The following is a 20291-nucleotide window of genomic DNA, read 5'->3' on the forward strand; positions in this document are numbered from 1 at the left end:
CGTGCGGAACACTGATTACGTGAACTCCACAGACCACCTGCTGCCCGAATCGCTGCTCACTGCGCTCCCGGACGGCTGGACGGCGTCCGCGCCCGACTCCGGGGACGCCCCTGAGCTGGCTGAGCTTCTCCGCCGCCACGAGAAGCAGGCTCGGGGCTGGGCGGGCTCGTCGGAGGACGACGTCCTCATCGAGGTCTCGGCGCGCGGCTACATGACCCGGGAGAACGTCATCCTGCGCGACCCCGACGGGGTCCTCCGCGGCTGGGCGGGCGCGCACGACCGGGCTGCGGGCCGGATGCTGCTGGTGATGCTCGTCGACACCCGCCTCGACGACGAGACGGCCGACGAGATCGCCGAGCTGCTGCTCGGCTGGGGCGATGAGGCGGCGAAGCGCGTCGGCGCCGAGCGTGGGCTCGACGTCCAGCAGATCGACACCGGCGCGTTCGCTGACGACCGCCGGCAGCAACGCTGGCTGGAGCGTGCCGGCTTCACCAAGGTGCGGACCTGGTGGCAGATGTCGCGTCCGGTGACGGCCGACGACTCGGACCTCGACTCCGAGCCCGGCGAGGGCGTCCTGATCAGGCCGGTGGAGCGGCTGGGCACCGGCATGCCCTCGGAGGAGGACCTCCGGATCGTGCACGACGTGCTGGAGAGCGCCTTCGCGGACCACTTCAACTCGCACGAGGAGACGTTCGACGAGTTCGTCTTCCGGCTGCGTGAGGACCCCGGGCACCGCTGGGACCACTGGTGGATCGCCGAGCTGACCGAGGACGGCAAGGAGGCGGAGCCTGCGGGCGCACTGGTCGGTGCGGTCGTCGAGGGCGAGGACGGCGAGCCCGACGGCAGCTACGTCGAGTACATCGGTGTGCTGGCCAACGCGCGTGGTCGTGGCGTCGCCAAGTCGCTGCTCGCCACCGTCATCGCCGACGCGGCGTCGCGCGGGCGCGACCGTGTCGGGCTCGAGGTGGACGCCGACTCACCGACCGGTGCCGACAGTCTGTACACGTCGATGGGCTGGCGGATGAAGTACACCACCGAGTCCTGGCACAAGGACGTGCCCGTCAGCTGACCCCCGGGTTCGTCTGCGCCCCATGGGGTGATTCCCGCGGGGAGTTCGCAGACGAATCGTTGTTGACCGAGCGGCGGAGCGCGCGGTGCACCGTGCCGGGCGTGAGTACGCCGACCATGCGGCCGTCGTGGGTGACGCCGACGCGCGCGTCGTCCTGACGGAGCATCGTCGCCAGCGCGTTCTCCAGCGTGCTCGACAACGGCACCGACTCGGGCGGCTCGCGGCCGTCGGCGGGCTCCAGGTCGGCCTCGTCGATCGGCGTCACCGAGAGCCGTCGCAAGCCCCGCGAAGCCCCCACGAACTGGGCGACGAAGTCGTCGGCCGGTCGGCCCAGCAGGGCCGCGGGCTCGTCGTACTGCGCGAGCCTGCCGCCGACGGCGAAGACCGCGACCTTGTCACCCATCCGGATCGCCTCATCGATGTCGTGGGTGACGAACAGCACCGTCTTGTCGAGGTCGCGGGCGATGCGTGCGAACTCGTCCTGCAGCCGGGTGCGGACGATCGGGTCGACCGCGCCGAACGGCTCGTCCATCAACAGCACCGGTGGGTCCGCAGCGAGCGCGCGGGCGACACCGACACGTTGCCGCTGCCCGCCGGAGAGCTGGTGTGGGTAGCGGCGGGCGTACTGGGCGGGGTCGAGGCCGACGAGGTCGAGCAGCTCGTCCGCCCGGGCCGCGGCCTTCTTGCGGTCCCAGCCGAGCAGCGACGGCACGGTCGCCACGTTGGCCCGGATGGACTGGTGCGGGAACAGCCCGACCTGCTGGATGACGTAGCCGATCCGGCGGCGCAGCTCGACGGGATTGCCTTGGGTGATGTCCTCACCGTCGAGGAAGATCCGGCCACTGGTCGGCTCGATGAGCCGGTTGACCATCTTCAGCGTGGTCGACTTGCCGCAGCCGGACGGGCCGACGAGGCAGACCGTGCGGCCGCGCGGTACGTCGAGGTCGAGCTCCTGCACTGCGACGGTGCCGTCGGGGTAGGTCTTGCCCACACCGACGAGCCGGATCATCGGCTCCAGCGACGAGGGGTCCGCGGACACTGGCGACGGCGGTGCCTCGTCGGTCGGGGCGCCGGTTGGGCTACGGTCGCTCACGTGGCTCCCCTCTCGTCGGCGGCGAACTGCCTGGTGCGCAACGAGTGGGTGTGCCCGGAGTTCTTCAGCACCCGGTCCTCGCAGCTGACCGACGCGCTGGTGGAGCACATCTGGATCACGGTGGTTTCCGTCCTGCTGGGACTGGTGGTGGCGTTTCCCCTCGCGTTGCTGGCCCGACGCTACCGAAAGCTGGAGGGCGTCGTCGTGGGCACCACGACCGCGATCTACACGATCCCGTCGCTGGCCCTGTTCGCGCTGCTGCTGCCGGCGACCGGCCTGAGCCAGACCACGGTGATCATCGGACTCGCCCTGTACTCGCTGACGATCCTGGTCCGCAACATCATCGAGGGACTCAAGTCGGTGCCGGAGGACGTGCGCGAGTCCGCGCTCGGCATGGGCTACGGCCGCGCCCGGCAGCTGTTCGGCGTCGAGCTGCCGCTCGCCCTTCCGACGCTCATGGCCGGGCTGCGGGTTGCCACGGTCTCCACCGTGGCGCTGACCACGGTGGGGTCGATCGTCGGGTACGGCGGGCTGGGCAATCTCTTGATCCAGGCGGTCGACAGCCAGTTCCGGGCACAGGTGCTGGCGGCCGGTCTGCTGTGCGTGCTCCTCGCGGTCGCCTTCGACCTGCTGATCGTCGCCGTCCAGCGCGTGCTCACGCCCTGGTCGCGCACGCAGACCCGGACGGCGGCCTAGTCGATGCTGCAGGACCTCGTCGACTGGTACGCCGACCCCGCCAACTGGCAGGGGGAGGACGGCCTCGTCAACCGGTTCGTCGAGCACGGTCTGCTCACCGTCACCGCGATCCTGGTGGCTGGGCTCGTCGGTCTGCCGATAGCGATCTGGCTCGGGCACCTCGGCAAGGGCGGTCTCCTGGCCGTCAACATCAGCAATGTCGGCCGGGCGGTGCCCACCTTCGCCGTGCTCCTGTTCCTCGCCCTCGGGCCGCTCGGCAGTGGCCAGCTGGGTCCCTACGGGCGGGCCGGGGCGGCCACCCTGGTGGCACTCGTGCTGTTCGCGCTGCCGCCGATCATCACCAATGCGTACGTCGGGATGCGCGAGGTCGACCGCGACACCGTCGAGGCAGCGCGCGGGATGGGGATGCGGTCGGGGCAGCTGCTGCGCACGGTGGAGGTCCCGCTGGCGTTGCCGTTGATCGTGACCGGGCTGCGCCTGGCGGTCGTGCAGGTCTGGGCGACCGCGACCATCGCGGCGCTCGTGGCGGGACCTGGGCTGGGCCGGATCGTCACGCTCGGGTTCGTGCGTCAGGACGTGGCTCAGGTGGTGGGCGCCGCGCTGGTGATCGCGGTGATCGCGCTGCTCATCGAGATCGCCATGGTTGGGCTGCAGGCCCTCGTCGACCCGGTCGCCCGGGCGCGGCGTACGTCCGCCGCCGACGCCTCCGCTCGCGCCGTTGGCAAAACGTTGTAGGAACTGTCGGTCACCGGTCGTAGGCTGCGGTGAGCGGGTGCTCGCGCAACGTGGTGCCCGCCGGACACGCGCGGCGACGGACGTCGCGGGACACAGAAGGCGGAGACCGACATGACGCTCAGCAGACCCCTCGCCCGACGCCTGGCCGCCGTGGTGGCCGTCGCACCCTTGGCGATGGCCGCCGCCTGCGCGGGAGACGACGCGCTCGACAGCGACGGCGGTGACGCCGGCGCCGGCGCCGAAGGTGGCGGCGGCGAGGTCGTCGTCGCCGGGCAGAACTTCACCGAGATGCTGATCATGGCCCAGATCTACAAGGGCGTCCTCGAGGCCGGCGGCTACGACGTGACCCTCCAGCTGGTCGAGAGCCGCGACGTCTACACGCCCGAGATGCAGAAGGGCCGGGTCGACGTCTCGGCCGACTACCTCTCCTCGATGACGGAGTTCCTCAACGCGCAGGAGAACGGCCCCGACGCCGAGCCGGTCGCGTCCAACGACGCCGACGCCACCTTGGAGGAGCTCCGAAAGCTCGCCGAGCCGACCGGCATCGAGCCGCTCGAGCCGGCCGCCGCGCAGGACGCCAACGGCTTCGCGGTGACCAAGGAGTTCGCCGAGGCCAACGACCTCACCACGTTGAGCGACCTGGCCGCCCTGGGCGAACCGGTCACGCTGGCCGCCGCCGAGGACTGCTCGGAGCGCGACGAGTGCAAGGTCGGGCTGGAGGAGACCTACGGGATGGAGATCTCCAGGGTCGAGCCGCTCGGCTTCGGCACTCAGGGCACCAAGGACGCCCTCGTCGAGGGCGAGGTCGTGCTCGGACAGATCGGCACCACCGACCCCTCCATCGAGGCGCTCGACCTGGTCATGCTCGAGGACGACAAGCAGCTGCAGAATGCCGAGAACCTCGTCCCGATGGTCAACAGCGACTTCCTCGACGCGAACCCCGAGGTGGCCGGCATCCTCAACGAGATGTCGTCCGAGCTCACCACCGCGAACCTCGCGGTGATGATCGGGCAGGTCGACGTCGAGCGCCAGCTGCCCGAGGACGTGGCCCACGAGTACCTCGTCGAGACGGGTCTGATGGCGGACTGATCCTGCGGAGGATCGGGACGCCCGGTGCGGACCGGGCGTCGTCGCCTGCCAGGATGGCCCCCGTGAGCGAGGCGCGGCGACGGTCCTGGACCGACCGGCTGCGTCGGCGGGTCCAGGCATCGGCGGGCGCGAGGCGCGGGTCGGCCGCCCGTCCCGAGGTCAGTGTGGTCGTCGTCGTACGCGGCACGGCAGGGTTCCTCGCCGAGTGCGTCACGTCGGCCCTCTCGGCTCACCCGTCGGTCCAGGTTCTCCTCGCGTCGCTCGACCCGGCCGCCGAGGAGGCGGCACGGGCCGCGACCGGCGACCGGAGGGTGCGGGCGCTGCCGCTGGACGAGTCCCCGCTCGACGCGGCCGTCGCGGCGGCACGCGGCGACTACCTCGCCTTCGCCGACGCCGACGACACCTTCCCGGACGACGCACTCTCGCCGCTGACCAGGGCTCTCGACGCCAGCGGCCTGGACGTGGCCGTCGGACCCGTCTACCGGCACAGTCTTGGCCGTGCTCGGCCACCCGGCTGGGAGGCCGACCTCTTCGCGCGCCCGCTGCGGGCCGGGCGCGTCGTGGACTGCGCGGACCTGCTGGTCGGGGCGGATCTCCCCGGGACGCTGTACCGCACGTCCTGGTGGCGGGACGCCGGCCTGTCGGTGGCTGACTGGAGTGCCCGCGAGGTGACTGCCACCCGCGCCCTCCTCGCCGCTCGCGGGATCGACGTGGTCCCCGGCCGCGCCTACGAGGCGCGGATGCGGGACGTCTCGCTGCCGATCGACGCGCAGGCCCGGTTCCGTCCCGCGGTGGTCCGCACGAGAGTCGCCGCGCTCCGAGAGGTCGCGGGCCTGGTCCGCGAGACCGGCCCGGACACCTACCGCCGGTGGCTGGTGCTGACCCTGACCCACGTCGTGCCGCCGCTCCTCGTGGACGCGGTCGGCGGCGGGTCGCGCGCCCTCGAGCTCCTGGCACCGCTGGTCCGTGACCTGGTGGGCGAGACCGGCCCCGGAGCGCTCGCGGAGGTGCCGGTCGGCCCGAGGCTCCTGGCGCGTGCGTCTCAAGGGACGCTGCACGACGTGGCCCTCGTCCAGGACCTGCTCGCCGACAACCCGCACGGACTACCCACCGAACGGTCCGCCGAGGGAGCGCAGGTGGTCCGGCTGCCGGTCGGACTGGGCATCCCGGTGCCGGACGCCGTGCGTCGGATCGAGCAGGTCGACCGAGTGCTCCGCACGGTCGTGGGCCCGCTGCGGCGCACCCCCGACGGGGGGTTCGTCGTCAACGGCGCGGCCTTCGTCGAGTACGGCGAGCGCGCCACCGTCCCGTCGGTGACGGTCGCCGGGTCCGACGGGCGGCACGTCCCGATGACGGTCCAGCCCCGGGTGGCTCCCGACATCAACATCTGGGCCGGACGGGCGTGGGAGGACCGCTCCGGGGCCGGTTTCACCGGTTCGCTCGAGCCGGAGCTGGTCCCGCCCAGCCCCGACGGCACCCTGCGGCTCGAGGTGCACCTCGGGCGCAGGTCGGGCGTGCACGAGGGCGTGCCGGCCGACGACGACCCCGCGAGCGGGTCGCCGATGACCGCTGCCGCGCTCGACGACGGCTGTCTCCTGGTGACCGGCGCCGGGCTCGCGCCGGCCACCGTCCGGCTGGTCGGTGGGAAGGGGAGCACCAAGCCGGCCCCGGTGACCGTGCACGGCGGCGGATGGTCGGTCCGGCTGCCGCTGGTCACCGACCTGTTCAGCGCCAGCGTGCTGCTGCCGGCCGGTCGGTACACGGTCGAGGCACTCGACCCCGCCGGCGAGCAGGTTGCCGTCGGATGGGCTCTGGACGGTGCTCACGACGAGCTGGTCACCGACCGGCTCCGCATCGTGCCGGGTGGCGGCCCCGGCCAGCCGGTCGTGGCCGTCGCCGCACCACTCGGCGTCAGCGAGCGCAGCGCCTTCGACCAGCAGCGGCTGCAGAGCCACGTGTACGCCGCGCCGTCGTCGCCGTCGTACGACACGACGGTGGTGCTGGAGACGTTCCGGGGTCGCAGCGTCGGCGACAGCCCGGGCGCGATCGGACGCGAGATCCAGCAGCGCGGGCTGGACCTCGACCTCGACCTCGCCTGGGTCGTCGACGACCCAAGCGTGCAGGTCCCCGACGGGACCCGCGCGCTGCCCCGCCGATCGGAGCGCTGGTACGACGCGCTGGCGCGGGCCCGCGTCTACGTCGGCAACGCCGGCGCGCCGTACTGGTTCGAGAAGAAGCCCGGCCAGCTGCACCTGCAGACCTGGCACGGGACCCCGCTCAAGCGCCTCGGCGAGGACCGGGGACCCGGAGACTTCCAGACCTGGCGGCACCGGCGCCGGATCGCCGCGCAGGCGGCCGGCTGGGACGCGATGATCTCGCCCAGCCCGTTCTGCTCGGAGGTGTTCCGCAGCGCGTTCCGGTACGACGGTCGCTTCCTCGAGGTGGGCTACCCCCGCAACGACGTGCTGGTCGGGCCCGAGCGTGAGGTGGTGCGGACCCGGGTGCGCGAGGCACTGGGGCTGACGCCCGCCGACCGGGCAGTGCTGTACGCCCCGACCTGGCGGGAGTACGTCGGCGTGCGTGACGCCAAGCCGCTCTACCTCGACGCTCCGCTGCTGACGCGGCTCGCGCCCGACACCGTCGTGCTGGTCCGCGGCCACTACAACAGCACCCACCAGGCCGACGTCTTCGTCGGCGACCGGCGGATCCGCGACGTCACCCGGTATCCCGACATCGCGGACCTGTACCTGGCGGCGGACGCGCTGGTGACCGACTACTCGTCCGTGATGTTCGACTTCGCGCTCACCGACAAGCCGCAGGTGCTGCTGGTGCCCGACCTCGAGCAGTACCGCGACGTGGAGCGGGGCTTCTACTTCGAGCTCGAGGCGGCCGCGCCCGGGCCGATGGTCGCGACGACCGAGGACGTCGCGGACGCGCTGCTGGGCGACGACGGGCACGCAGTGGCCCGGGCGGCGTTCCGCGAACGGTTCTGCCCCTGGGACGACGGCCGCGCGTCCGCCCGCACCGTCGACTGGCTGCTCTCGCAGATCTGACCGCAGGGGTGCGCGAGCGACTCGTTAGGCTGCCGAAGCACGGATCCGTGCAACTCGCCGGGAGGAAGCTCGAGTTGGAAGACACACGCGCGCCGCGCCGGCTGGCCGGCAGGCTCGCAGCGCGGCTGCGTCGCGGCAACGGCGCCGACGAGCCGTCGCCGGCTCCGGATGTGCCCCCGACCCCGGGCCTCGTCGACGAACCCCTCGTCAGCGTGGTGGTGCCGGTGTACGCCGTGGAGCGTTACATCGACGAGTGCCTGACGTCGATCCTGGCGCAGACCTACCGTCGTCTCGAGGTCGTGGTCGTCGACGACGGCTCCCCCGACGGCTCGATGGACATCGTCGCCCGGCACGCCGCTGCTGACGACCGGGTGCGGGTCGTGACGCAGCCCAACGCGGGACTCGGCGCGGCCCGCAACCGTGGCATCGAGGAGGCGCGGGGAGACCTGATCACCTTCGTCGACTCGGACGACACGATCCCGGCCTCTGCGATCGCGAGTCACGTGCGCTCGCTGGTGAAGAGCGGCTCGGACTTCTCGGTGGGGGCGCTCGAGCGTCAGCAGCACGAGACGTCGTACATCCAGAAGCCGTGGTCGCGTCGGCTGCACGAGGTGCCCCGCCGGGGTGTCACGATCGAGGACGTCCCCGAGGCGATGGCGAACATCTTCGCGTGCACCAAGGTGTTCCGCAGGGACTTCGTCGAGGCGATCGGTCTGCGGTTCCCGGTCGGGGTCCGCTACGAGGACCAGGTGCCGATCACGCGGGCCTATCTCGAGGCGCGCACCTTCGACATCCTCCACGACATCGTCTACAGCTGGCGGTCGCGCCGCGACGGGTCGTCGATCACCCAGCAGAAGGCCCGCAAGGACGACCTGCACGACCGGCTGGCCGCGGTCGACGAGGTGGCCCGCATGGTGCGCGCGAGCGGCAGCCGGGCCGTGCTGCAATCCTGGTACGGCAAGGTGTTCGAGTTCGACCTGATGGCCTACATCCGGGCCAGCCTCGACGCGGACGACGGCTACTACGCGACGTTGGCCGAGACGGTGAGCCACGTGCTCGACGGCGCACCCCCAGAGGCATGGGCGTTCGTGGACCTGCGGCACCGGATCGCCGCCTGGGCCCTGGTCCACGAGGGCCGGGAGACGCTCACGCGGCTGCTGGAGTCGTCGCTGCTCACCGGCAACATCCCGGTGCGGTCCGCCGGGGAGGGCCTGGCCGCCGACGTCGAGGCGCTCGGCCTCCACGACGGCGTGCCTGCCGAGCTGTTGGCGGTGACGGAGAAGGACCTCCTCGTCGAGGCCCGCCTCGACGACCTGGCCTGGGAGGACGACGGGCTGAGGGTGTGGGGGGTCGCGTTCACCCGGTACGTCGACTCCAGCCGCCCGCACGACGTCTCGCTGACCTTGCAGCGGCCGCGGGGCGGGGACGCGGTCACCGTGGCCGCCCGCGGGGAACGGGTCGCGGACGCCAACGTGTTCGCCGACCGGCACTTCGAGGACCACCGCGACGACGGCTTCGAGGCCAGGATCCCGGCGGCCGAGCTGGTCGCCCTGACGGGTGACGCGGCGAAGTCGGTCTGGCACACCCGGGTGACCTGCTCATCCCTGGGCGGCACCCGCCAGGCGGTGTTCCGCGAGCGCGTCGCGCACGGCGGGGCCACCGCCGCGCAGCGTCGACTCGTGGACGGTGTGCTCGTCGACGCGCAGTGGTCGGACCGTCTGGGCCTGGTCGTCCAGGTGCAACGGGACTGGGTCGTGGTCAGCGGCATCGAGGTCGGCGCCGAACGGGTCACGCTGGCGCTGCGTGCGGCCGCCGGAGTCGAGCCACACGCGCTCGTGGCGCAGAAGGAGCGGATCGGGTCGGTGGCCCCGGTCGACGCGGACGCCGGCACGTGGCGGGTCACGTTCGGCGCCGCCGACCTGCCCGAAGGCGACGGTGCCGGCCGACGGCTGATGGTGGAGACGAGCGTCGGGCGACAGCCGCTGCTCGCGCTGGGCGAGCTGCCCGCCGTGTCGGTGCCCGGCAGCGGGGTCGCACTGCTGACCGGCGACGGGTTCGTGCGTGCGGTCCCGAACAGCGGGATCCTCGTCGTGGACGACGTGGACCTCGGGCCGGAGACCGTGCGGCTGGCCGGCCGGGTCGTCGGCGAGGCTCCCTCGACGCTCACGCTGGTCGGTCCGCGCGGCCGCACCAGGCCGTCGAGCGTCGCGGCGCCCGGCCGCGGCTGGAGCGTCGAGCTGCCCCTGCTGACCACCCCGGTCGGCGCTGCCGAGTCGCTGCCGCTCCCGCGCGACGCCTACCGGCTGGACGCGGGCGAGCGCCACACCGTGGTTGCCGCCCCCGGCCTGGTGCCGGGTGCCGCGGCCGGTCGCGCCCACGAGCCCGAGTGGTCCGCCCGCTGTGCCGAGGGCGGGGAGCTGGTCCTGTACCGCGGCCGGGGCGGGGAGGTCGAGACGCACACGCGGCACGGTCAGCGCGTCCTGCAGCAAGGTGCCTACCCGACCGCGCGAGCCCAGCAGCGACGGCCGGTCGTGCTGTTCGACTCGTTCGTGGGTCGCGGGCTGTGGCACGGGTGCGGCGCGGTCGCGGCGGCACTGGTCCGCGCGCGTCCCGACCTCGAGCTCGCCTGGTCGACGCGGGACGAGAGCCTGCCGGTGCCACCCGGCACCCGGCCGGTGCTGCGCCAGTCGGCGGAGTGGTACGCCTGCCTCGGTGCCGCGTCGCACGTGGTCACCAACGGGACCATGCCGCGGTTCTACGAGAAGGCAGCCGGCCAGCGGCTCGTGCAGCTGTGGACGGGCACGCCGTTGCTCCGGTTCGGCCGGGCCGTTCGCGTTGCGGAGGAGGGCGGCGCCTCCGACGTACGCGCCCTCGACCGGGACGTCGCGCACTGGGACGTCCTCTACACCGGGGGCCCGGAGGCCACCGCCTGGCTGCGCGAGGCCACTGGTTTCGCGGGGGACGTGCGCGAGGTCGGGCACCCCGCGCTCGACGCCTACGTGACCGACCACGCCCAGCGCCGGGCGGACGTGCGCGGTCGTCTCGGGCTCGGCGACGGCCCGGTGCTGCTCTACGCGCCCACCACACGGCACGCGGTGCGGGCGCACACGCGGCGGGAGAAGATCGCGCACTTCGAGTCCGAGACGGTGCGCGCGGCGGTGCACGGGCTGACCGTGCTGCACCGGGGGCACCCCAACACCGCCAACCGGGCGACCCTCGACGAGCCTGGCGTCCTCGACGTGACGCTCTACCCGGAGCTGGCCGACCTGGTGCTCGCGGCGGATGCGGTGGTCACCGACTACTCGTCGCTGGTCGTCGACGTGCTCGCCTCCGACACACCCCTCGGGCTGCTCGTGCCGGACCTCGAGGACTTCGAGGAGCGCGGCTTCTTCCCGGACCTGTTCGGCTCCCCGCCCGGTCCGGTGGCCGAGACCACCGAGGACCTGCTCCCGTGGCTGACGGAGGGCCTGGCCACGTCGTACGAGGGCCGGGAGCGGCTGCGCGCCGAGCTGCTGCCCCTCGACGACGGCCACGCCGCGGACCGGATCGTCGCCGCCGAGTTCGGCTGAAGCAACGATTCGTCTGCGACATATGGGGTGAATCGCGGAGGCGTTCCGCAGACGAATCGTTGTGATCAGCCGGGGTGGTGGATCGCGGCGTCGAACTGCGCCATCGCGCGCGCGTTGTACTCCGTGGTGTCGAGGGCCTTGGCGTGCACCTCGCCGTCGAGGAACCTCTGCAGCCCCTCGGCGACACCCTTCACCGTCTGGGGTACGACGATGCCCGCGTCCGCGGGGACCGAGTCGCCGACCGACGAGAACGCCGTGGTGATCACCGGGAGGCCGAGCACCCGGGCCTCCAGGATCACCATCGGCTGCCCTTCGTAGTCACTCGACAGCACGAAGCAGTCGCTCTCGGCGAGGATCGCGAACGGGTTGTCGACGAGCCCGGCCAGCGTGACCGCGGACTCCATGCCGAGGCTGTTGACGAGACCTTGCAGCTCATGCTCGAGCGGGCCGTAGCCCATGATGACCAGCCGGATGTGCGGGTTGCGCTCGTGCACCTTGGCGAACGCCTTGACCAGCCGCGCATGGTTCTTCGCCGGCGACAGCCGGCCGACGTTCACGAACGTGGTGGTGCCCTCCCCGCCGGTCGGCGCGGTCAGCCGCAGCCGCCCGCGCGCCTCGCGCAGCACGTCCTCGACGGGGTAGTGCTCGAGCAGCACGTTCATGGCGGCGGTGAGGTTGCGGGTGTCGATCGCCACCTGCTGGCCGCTCGTCTCGGTCGCGACGTCGTGGCCGTCGGCCTTCGCGACCGCCTGCGAGGCGGTGAGCCCGGCGAGGTCGAGGATCCGGTCGCCGTCGATGGTGTTCACCGCGTAGGTGAACCGCTCCGGCGGCGCGTACTCGGCCAGCGACTTGCGGTTGACGGCGTCGAGCTCGGGCGAGACCGACACCAGGTGGTCGAAGTACTTGTAGGTCGTGAACACGGCCTGCAGGCGGTCCTCGAGATGCTTCTCGCCGATCGTCTCGCGCTGCATGTCGGCGTACATGTCGTTGTGCAGCCAGATCGACTTGTGCTTGGCCTCGGTCACCGAAAACAGGAACGGCGAGTAGCAGCCGTAGCCGCTGAAGTCGATGAGGTGGTCGAACCGCGCGTGCCCGAAGGCGCGTTGCCACTCGTCGGTCCAGAACTTCACGTGATGGCTGCTGAGCTGCTCCGGCAGCCCGTGCTGCATCAGCTTGCGGGTCTCCTGACGGACCTGACGTGGCGAGCCGAGGAAGTTCACCATCCGCGGGATCACCCGGACCCGAGGGTCGACGAGAGCGGCGTTCTTCAGCCGGTCGCGACCCTTGGAGAAGGTGTAGTACGCCGTCACGTCGTACTTGTCGTAGTCGAGGTTGCGCAGCAGGTTCAGGGCCGAGGTCGTGATGCCCTGCGTCTTGAGGCTGCCGAGGTAGATCAGCAGCGTCTCCTTGTCGGTGCCGAAGTCCCGGCGTACGACGTAGGAGGGGTCCTCGTCGCGTCGGAACACGACGTCGACGACGCGGGCGCACACCGAGCCGTCGTCCTTGGGGTTGTAGACCGTCGCGAGCTCCGCCGACCGGTCCGACGGGCCTGCCCCCAGCGCCGAGCGGACCGCGTCCACGAGGTCGGGCATCGTCGCGCAGACCGGCCCGGGCAGGTCGCTCTCGGCGAGGTAGAGCCCGCGACCCGAGCGGTAGTCGTCGAGGTCGGGTACGTAGTGGACGACCGGGCGTCCGGTGGCGAGGAAGTCGAAGAAGATCGACGAGTAGTCGGTCACCAGGAGGTCGGTGACGCCGAGGACCTGGTTGGTGGGGATGCCGTTGGGCACCAAGTAGTCGCAGTCGCCCACCCGGCCCTTGACGGCTTCGTAGACCACCTGGTGCACCTTGAGCAGGACGACGTAATCGGAGGAGTCGAGCGACTGCTGCAGGTCCTTCACGGTCGCGAGCAGCTGCCCGGCGTTGACCCGCGGGTCGTTGAAGGAGTCACCGCGCCAGGTCGGTGCGACGAGCACGACCTTCCGCCCGCCGATGCGGACCCCACGTGCCTCCAGCGCCTGCAGCACCGGTGCCGGGTCCTTCACCGCCTCGACCTGGCGGTCCGTGCGCGGGTGCCCCTCCTCGACGACGGCGCCGCGGTAGATGCCCTGCAGCCGGTAGGCGCGACGGTGCATCGTGTCGGTCATGAACTCGCAGGCACTGACCAGGTAGTCGGTCTGCAGGAAGTTGCGCATGACGTTCTTCGACAGCGCACCGCCGTTGGCCATGTCGTAGCCCATGTGCTTGAGCGGGATGCCGTGCCACGTGTTGAGGTAGGTCTGCTCGGGCCGTTTCGCCAGCTCCTGCGGGAACGTCGCGTTGTTGACGAGGTACCCGGCGGTGGCCAGCGCCTTGAAGTAGCCGTCCGACCTCATCCTGACGAAGCGGACCCGGGGATGGTCGGCGAACTCGGCGAGCACCTCCGGGTGCCTGTCGGGGTCGTCGAGCGCCCACACGTGCTCCAGGTCGGCCATGTCGGGCTGGGTGAGCAGGTGCCGGAAGATCGCCTCGGGGTTGTCGAGCATCCCGTTGCCGGAGAACGACTCGTAGAGCACCGTGCGTGGCTGCACAGGTGCCTGCCGCCAACGGGCGTAACGGGCCGCCGTGACCGACTCACGGGCCGTGCGCGCCCGGGTGCGCAGCGCGAGCCGGGCCCGGACGGCGCTGACGACGCTGGGGGTGTGTGGGTCGCTCACCTCAGCGCCCCCGTCCGCTCGTGACCGCCCGGACCTTGCGCACCACCCGTCGTGCGAGGGACGGTGCGGGGGGTGCGGCCTGCTGCTGCAGCTCGCGGGTCACGCGGCGCCGGGCCTGGGCGCGCGCGACGTCCACGGAGTAGTTGGTGTGGTCCTGGCTCAACGCCACCGAGTAGGTGTGCAGCTGACCGTAGATCTCGCGCATCTCGTCGTTGCTGGCCATCGCTGCGGTGTTCTTCGGGTCCTTCGACAGCGTGTCGAGGTTGTTCCACACGGTCTCGGCGATCTCGACGAGCTGCGGCGGGACGTCGAGGTCGTCCCAGGTGAGCTGGGAGCGGTGCAGGCTGACGTCGATGAAGTCGTCGATCTCGTGGTGGTCGCGGCTGCGTAGGTCCGCGTCGTACACCAGGCCGATCTGCTCGCCGGCCTGCAGCAGCGCCGCGCGCCAGTCGGAGATCATGTCCGTGTAGTGGACGAAAGCGCGGTCGCTCTGACGGCCGACCCGCTCGTTGGTCAGCGCGACGTTCACCCAGCCGCCGAGGTTGCCGGTCTCGCGAGCCCGGCGACGGTCCGCGTCGGCGTTCTTGAGGTAGTGCATGTCGCGGGACCCGACGACCTCCGCCGGGTGCCGGAGCATGGTCAGGAACCGCGTGTCCACGCCGAGCTCACTCGCCACGGGCACCCACAGGTTGCGCAGCCAGAACGACCGCGGGTCCTTGACCACGATCTGCCGACCCTGGAGCTGGGTGGCGAACCAGTCAGTGAGCTCGTCGCGGAATGACGCCTTCGCACAGGTCGGCTGCATGAGGTCGTAGGCCTCGGGCCGGGCGTCGAGCGTCCGGACCCCGGCGTCGGCGAGCACGCGCTTCTGGAACTCCACCGTCCACTTCGGCTCGAAGTAGCCGCGCGGGTTGGCGTCGTTGGGCGGGATCTCCGGCTGCGGGATGTAGGACCCCAGCATCTTGAGGCTGCCGGTGACCGTGCTGGTGCCGCTGCGGCCCGATCCGGTCACGATGACCAGCGTGCGCGCTTCCGTTTCAGAGGCGCTCTCGAGCTCTGGGGACATGGGCTGCACGATACCGGTCGGGGATCACAACGATTCGTCTGCGGTCCGCCACCGTGATTCGCCCCATAAACAGCAGACGAATCGTTGTTCGTGCTACTTGTCGATGTCGCCGACGACGAAGAACATCGAGCCGAGCACCGCGACCATGTCGGCGACCACGCAGCCGGTGAGCACTTCCGGCAGCACGGCGATGTTGTTGAACGACGCGCTGCGCAGCTTCATCCGCCACGGTGTCTTCTCCCCGCGGGAGACGAGGTAGTAGCCGTTCACGCCGAGGGGGTTCTCCGTCCAGGCGTACGTCGCACCCTCCGGCGCCTTGAGGATCTTCGGCAGCCGGACGTTCACGGGCCCGCGGTCAAGGGAGCGGAGCCGGTCGATGCAGGCCTCGACGAGGTCGAGGGAGACCTGCACCTGGTCGAGCAGCATCCCGAACCGGGAGTAGCAGTCGCCCTCCTCCTGGGTGATCACCTGCATGACCCCGTCGGCCGCGAGCTCGTCGTAGGCGAGGTACGGCTCGTCGCGTCGCAGGTCGAAGTCGACCCCGGAGGCCCGGGCGATCGGCCCGGTCACGCCGTACGCGTCGACCAGCTCCTTGGACAGCACGCCCACCCCGCGCGTGCGCGCCCGGAAGATCTCGTTGCCGAAGATCAGGTCCTCGATCTGTGGCACCCGCGAACGGACCGCGACCGCGGCGTCCTCGGCCCGGTCGAGCCAGCCCGCCGGGATGTCCTCCTTGAGGCCGCCGACGCGGTTGAACATGTAGTGCATCCGACCCCCGGAGATCTCCTCCATGACCGCCTGCAGCGTCTCCCGCTCGCGGAACGCGTAGAAGATCGGGGTGATCGCACCCAGCTCGATCGGGTAGGAGCCGAGGAACATCAGGTGGTTCAGCACCCGGTTGAGCTCGGCGAGCAGGGTGCGCAGCCACACCGCCCGCACCGGCACCTCCATGCCGAGCATCCGCTCGACGGCCAGCACCACGCCCAGCTCGCTGGAGAAGGCCGACAGCCAGTCGTGCCGGTTGGCCAGCACGATGATCTGCCGGTAGTCGCGGACCTCGAAGAGCTTCTCGACACCGCGATGCATGTAGCCGACGACCGGGTCGCAGTCGACGATGCGCTCGCCGTCGAGGGTCAGCTTGAGCCGGAGCACGCCGTGGGTGGCGGGGTGCTGCGGACCGATGTTGAGCACCATGTCCTGCGTGGCCAGGCCACCGGGCTGGCTACCACCGCGGTCGTAGGGGGCGAACCCCGCCGCGCCGTCGCCGATGCCGACGACGACCTGCTCGCGCCTTCCCGGTGCCACGCCGCTCATCCTTGCACGGTCACCCGCCCGTGAGCCGTTGCCGGAGCGACCGCTTCGGCTTCTCCGCCTGCGGTGCGGGTGGCTCCTCCACTGCGAGCCCTTCGCGGCTGGCCGCTCCGCGTCCCTTGGGATCTCGTCCGGCCCTGGTGGTCGGCCCGCCGCCGCCCCCGGCGGTCGGCCCGGAGCCGGTGGTCGAGCCCGTCGAGACCTCGTCGACCCACGTGAACCCCTCCTCGACACCGTCGAACCACCAGGTGCCTGACACTGCGTCCACCGCGTCGTCGAGGTCCTCACCGGGGGCGACCATCCGTTCGGCACGCGCGTAGGCCGAGGTGCGTTCGAGCCGCGCGACCTGGCCATCCGGCAGCAGCACCGACGACAACCCGCGGTCGAGCTTCGACATCTCGCGCGCGAGCCGCGCAACGGCTTCCCGCTCGGGCGCCCAGCCGGCGGGAAGCAGCAGCCGGTACGGCGCCGGGAACGCGGAAGCGGGCACGTCCTCGGCGAACCGCACCCGGCCCTCGCCGGCGTACTCGGCCTCGACGAGCCTGAGCTCACGGTCGGGGTCGCCCAGCGGCGAGCGGCGCGCGTCGTCCAGCCGGCCCCAGGGCCCGACGAGAGTGACCTGCACGTCGGCGAACGATGCGGTGAGCAGGGCGTCGACCGAGTGTTTGACCTGCTCCAGTGTCGCCTCACGGGCGTCCACCACGGTCGTAACCCACGGCACGGAGTAGGCACGTCCCTTGATGCGCCAGTGCCGCAGGTCGGGCACACGGTCGGTCACGAAGGGCCGGTTGTAGCGGTTCACCTCGTCCTGCTGCTGCATGAGCGTGGTACGGCCGAGGTGCCAGGAGCGTGCCTGTTCGTCGGGGACGAAGACGGCGCCCCGCTGGGCGAGCCGGTAGCCGAGCTCGACGTCCTCGCCGAGCTTCAGCAGCGAGTTCATCCCGCCCGATGCCTCGTAGAGGTCGCGAGGGACCGACGCGCTGGCGCCGACGTGCACGAGGTAGCTGCGCGTCGGGTTCACGGTCAGCCCTTCGGTCTTGGCGATGTGCTCCTCGACCCATTCGTGCCCCGACGTCCAACGGTCGGCGAACAGCTCCTCGGCCCGTCCGTCCGCGAGGGCGGCCAGAGTGCCGTCGAGGTCGGGCAGGCCGCCCGCCTCGTCGGCGACGTCGACGAACATCTTGTGGCCCATCACGACTGCGTGGTCGAGGAGGTGGTGCCAGCGCAGCTGCGCCTCGACCTCCTCGCGGTGCGGCAGCATGTCGGCGTCCAGCCAGTGGATGACCTGCCCGGTCGACGCCAGGGCTCCGGTGTGGCAGGCGTGTGCCCGCCCCCAGGACTCGGTGGTGCGCACCACCCGGGTGTTCTCCGGTCGCCGCTCCGGCAGCTCGAGCGTCGGGTCGCTGCCGTCGTCGACGACCACGACCTCGAGAAGGTGCCGTGGGTAGGTCTGCAGCGCCAGCGCGGCCAGCGTGTAGGTCAGCGTCCGGGCGGCGTTGTGTGCGGGGATCACCACGCTGACCGACAGGGTGGGGGTCCAGGCACCGATCGTGGCCGGGGTCAGGCCGGGCCAGTCGTTGCCACGGACTCGGGGCTGGTCCTGGGCGGGCATCATGCAGGCGCCTCTCCGATCGGATGCGGGGGTAGGTCGACCTCGTCCGGCTCGAGCAGCGGGCTGGGCCGGAAGCCGCGCCACTGGTGCCACGACAGCTTGCGGCTGACGAAGTAGCCGAGGCCGGGATCCCAGGTGTGGCCCTGTGCTCCGCGGCGCAGCACGTAGCCGTGCCCGTGGCTGCGGTAGACGGTGCCTCCCGCCTCGCGTACCGCCGCGAGCAGCCCGGCGTCCACGAACTTGCGGGTCTCCCGGAATCCCCCGACGGCGGTGAAGGTGCCACGGTCGACCAGCATCGTGCCGCCGGCCACGATGGGCCGGAAAGCCTCGGTGGCGTCCTGTCGGCGGACCGTGGTGCCCAGCGGCTCGACGTAGGTGAACTCGGGCGGCGTACCGACCACGTCGGCTCCGCTGTAGGCGCGGGCGAGCAGCAGGTCGGAGGCGAAGTCACGGCCGTACCAGTCGTCGTCGTCCATCTTGAGGAACACGTCCCCACTTGCGGCCCGCGCCGCGAGGTTGAGGATCGCGCCGAAGGGCCGGTCGACTCCAGCCTCGAGGACGGTGAGGTGTACGCCGGTCGCCTTGAATGCCTCGAGGTCGGCGTCGCCCGCTTCGAACCCGTGCGTCACGAGGACGAGCTCCAGGTCGACTCCGCGTTGCCGGGCGACCTGACGGAGTGCGAAGGCCACCTGCTCCGGCCGCCGGGTGGGGAGGAGCACCGAGACCTTGGGCGCCGGCATGGTCTGGAGGCCGTGGGCCAGACCTGCAGCACGTCGCCACCCGGCGGCGGAGTGATGGGTGAGCGCGGCGCGACGAAGTCGGATGCTGTGCGCCTCGCGCTCGACGATGTCGTCGAGGTCGAGAGTCGTCGAGACCCCACCGTCGACGGAGCCCGTCGGGACCCGGGTCAGCACCTCCGTCAACGCTGGATGCAGAAGGGCGTTCGCCCAGTCCGGCACCGGGTCACCGACCAGCGGAACCCCCGCCATCGCCAGGCCGGCTACCACCCGCGCATAGGCCCTGGGTCCGCGCGTCCCTTCCCACGACAGGTGCACCGCCGCCAGACGCCGCAAGCCGTCGATGTCCTGCTCCGACGGGCCGTGTCGGGTGTCGAGCAGCACCTTGCCCTTGGCGGTACGGAGCTCGAGACGGTCGGGGTCCTCGTGCGCGACGAGGTGGGCCACGGGCTGACGGTGCTGCCGCTTGAAGCCGACCGGGTTGAGCAGCCGCTCGTCGAGGGGACCGAGGTCGATCGGCCCACTATCCGTGCCTCGATCTTCGGAGTCCGTCCAGGTCGGGTCCGGGCCGGTCACCACCACGACCGGTGGCCGCGTCAGCACGGGGTGCGGGTCCGGGACGTCCTGCAGCGACAGCGGCTCGTCCGTGACGACCAGGTCGGGCGGGAAGTCGGCGTCAGGTGCCCACGTGCGGGAGGCGGGCCCCGTCGCCGTGGCCGGCCAGCCGGCAGGTTCGAGGCGTCCCGGTACGACGGAGCGGGCAACCGCCGCCACCACGTCGCCGACCGGCGCGGGCGCGTCGAAGTGCGCCTCCAAGCTGACCCCGTCGCCGCGGGGCTCGATGCTCAGCCGGACCAGTCGGGGCCAGGCCGGGTTCGACAGCAGGGACGGCGACGTACCGCAGGCGTCGATGTCCACCCGCACCACGGAGGCGAGCACGCCGTGGTCGAGGACTCTCGCCTCGCGGCGCAGCGACGCCAGGTCGCGGACGTGCAGGCCGAACCGGTCGTCGTCCCGCGGGTCGTCCGTCGGGGTCAACGACGGCCCATGCTGCGGAACTCCCACCCGGCGTCGCGCCAGGCGTTCGCGTCGAGCAGGTTGCGGCCGTCCAGCACTCGCCGCTTGCGGACGACGGAGCCGAGCTCGGCCGGGTCGAGGGCGCGGAACTCCTGCCACTCGGTCAGGTGCAGCACCAGGTCGGCGTCCTGGCACGCCTCAGCCGCGCTGTCGACGTACGTGAGCGTCGGGAAGCGCTTGGCGGCGTTGGCGTTGGCCTTGGGGTCGTAGACGGAGACTTCGGCCCCGGCGAGGTGCAGCTCGCCGGCCACCCACAGTGCGGGTGAGTCACGGACGTCGTCGCTGTGGGGCTTGAACGCGGCCCCGAGCACGGCGATCCGGGTGCCGACCAGGTGGTCGACCATGTCGCGGGCGATCTGCACGACCCGCTGCCGGCGGTGCAGGTTGATGCCGTCGACCTCGCGCATGAAGCTGGTGAGCCGGTCCACGCCGAGCTCGCCGGCGCGGTGCTGGAAGGCGCGGATGTCCTTGGGCAGGCAGCCACCGCCGAA

Annotated in this window: 13 protein-coding genes; 6 read left to right on the forward strand and 7 right to left on the reverse strand. The window is 71.6% G+C overall.

The window, feature by feature from the left end; genetic code table 11:
* The first annotated feature begins 19 nt into the window (after positions 1-19).
* Positions 20-1069 (forward strand): GNAT family N-acetyltransferase, encoded by a 1050-nt coding sequence (locus VFH10_RS07995; RefSeq protein ID WP_325127588.1) that lies wholly within the window; start codon positions 20-22, stop codon positions 1067-1069.
* On the opposite strand, the gene VFH10_RS08000 is transcribed toward VFH10_RS07995, so the two are convergent.
* A complete protein-coding gene (locus tag VFH10_RS08000; RefSeq protein ID WP_414689853.1) occupies positions 1062-2162 on the reverse strand; it encodes an ABC transporter ATP-binding protein in 1101 nt (366 codons plus the stop codon). The genes VFH10_RS07995 and VFH10_RS08000 overlap by 8 nt on opposite strands.
* On the opposite strand from VFH10_RS08000, the gene VFH10_RS08005 reads away from it, so the two are divergent.
* The 5 genes from VFH10_RS08005 to VFH10_RS08025 all read left to right on the forward strand — a co-directional run bounded on the left by VFH10_RS08005 (position 2163) and on the right by VFH10_RS08025 (position 11304).
* Positions 2163-2858, forward strand: coding sequence for an ABC transporter permease (locus VFH10_RS08005; protein WP_325127589.1), 696 nt, complete (start codon positions 2163-2165; stop codon positions 2856-2858).
* Positions 2859-2861: 3 nt separating this feature from the next.
* Positions 2862-3593, forward strand: a complete 732-nt coding sequence (locus tag VFH10_RS08010; RefSeq protein WP_325127590.1) for an ABC transporter permease — start codon at positions 2862-2864, stop codon at positions 3591-3593.
* A 111-nt stretch (positions 3594-3704) separates the two neighbouring features.
* On the forward strand, positions 3705-4682 hold the full coding sequence (locus VFH10_RS08015) for an ABC transporter substrate-binding protein (protein ID WP_325127591.1): 978 nt from the start codon (positions 3705-3707) through the stop codon (positions 4680-4682).
* A gap of 62 nt (positions 4683-4744) precedes the next feature.
* Positions 4745-7735, forward strand: coding sequence for a CDP-glycerol glycerophosphotransferase family protein (locus VFH10_RS08020; protein ID WP_325127592.1), 2991 nt, complete (start codon positions 4745-4747; stop codon positions 7733-7735).
* 74 nt (positions 7736-7809) lie between these two features.
* On the forward strand, positions 7810-11304 hold the full coding sequence (locus VFH10_RS08025) for a bifunctional glycosyltransferase/CDP-glycerol:glycerophosphate glycerophosphotransferase (RefSeq protein WP_325127593.1): 3495 nt from the start codon (positions 7810-7812) through the stop codon (positions 11302-11304).
* Positions 11305-11369: 65 nt separating this feature from the next.
* Here VFH10_RS08025 and VFH10_RS08030 read toward each other — a convergent pair whose 3' ends face one another.
* The 6 genes from VFH10_RS08030 to VFH10_RS08055 form a co-directional block, all read right to left on the reverse strand.
* Positions 11370-13997, reverse strand: a complete 2628-nt coding sequence (locus VFH10_RS08030; RefSeq protein WP_325127594.1) for a glycosyltransferase — start codon at positions 13995-13997, stop codon at positions 11370-11372.
* Position 13998: 1 nt separating this feature from the next.
* Positions 13999-15063, reverse strand: coding sequence for a hypothetical protein (locus tag VFH10_RS08035; protein WP_325127595.1), 1065 nt, complete (start codon positions 15061-15063; stop codon positions 13999-14001).
* 93 nt (positions 15064-15156) lie between these two features.
* Positions 15157-16368, reverse strand: coding sequence for an NADH-quinone oxidoreductase subunit D (locus VFH10_RS08040; protein ID WP_325127596.1), 1212 nt, complete (start codon positions 16366-16368; stop codon positions 15157-15159).
* A 19-nt stretch (positions 16369-16387) separates the two neighbouring features.
* Entirely contained in the window at positions 16388-17989 is a 1602-nt protein-coding gene (locus VFH10_RS08045) for a glycosyltransferase (protein WP_325127597.1), read from the reverse strand.
* Positions 17986-19761: a hypothetical protein gene (locus tag VFH10_RS08050; protein ID WP_325127598.1), complete on the reverse strand. Its 1776-nt coding sequence runs from the start codon at positions 19759-19761 to the stop codon at positions 17986-17988. The genes VFH10_RS08045 and VFH10_RS08050 overlap by 4 nt, the downstream gene beginning before the upstream one ends.
* Positions 19758-20291: UDP binding domain-containing protein (locus VFH10_RS08055; protein WP_325127599.1), on the reverse strand; the 534-nt coding region annotated here is incomplete at its 5' end. The genes VFH10_RS08050 and VFH10_RS08055, both read right to left, overlap by 4 nt.

This window comes from Nocardioides sp., from assembly GCF_035697785.1.
Classification (GTDB): Bacteria; Actinomycetota; Actinomycetes; order Propionibacteriales; family Nocardioidaceae; genus Nocardioides_B.

Coding starts and splice junctions, on each gene's coding strand:
- VFH10_RS08010 (WP_325127590.1), top strand. CDS start 2,862: ATGCTGCAGGACCTCGTCGACTGGTACGCCGACCCCGCCAACTGGCAG.
- VFH10_RS08015 (WP_325127591.1), top strand. CDS start 3,705: ATGACGCTCAGCAGACCCCTCGCCCGACGCCTGGCCGCCGTGGTGGCC.
- VFH10_RS08035 (WP_325127595.1), bottom strand. CDS start 15,063: ATGTCCCCAGAGCTCGAGAGCGCCTCTGAAACGGAAGCGCGCACGCTG.
- VFH10_RS08045 (WP_325127597.1), bottom strand. CDS start 17,989: ATGATGCCCGCCCAGGACCAGCCCCGAGTCCGTGGCAACGACTGGCCC.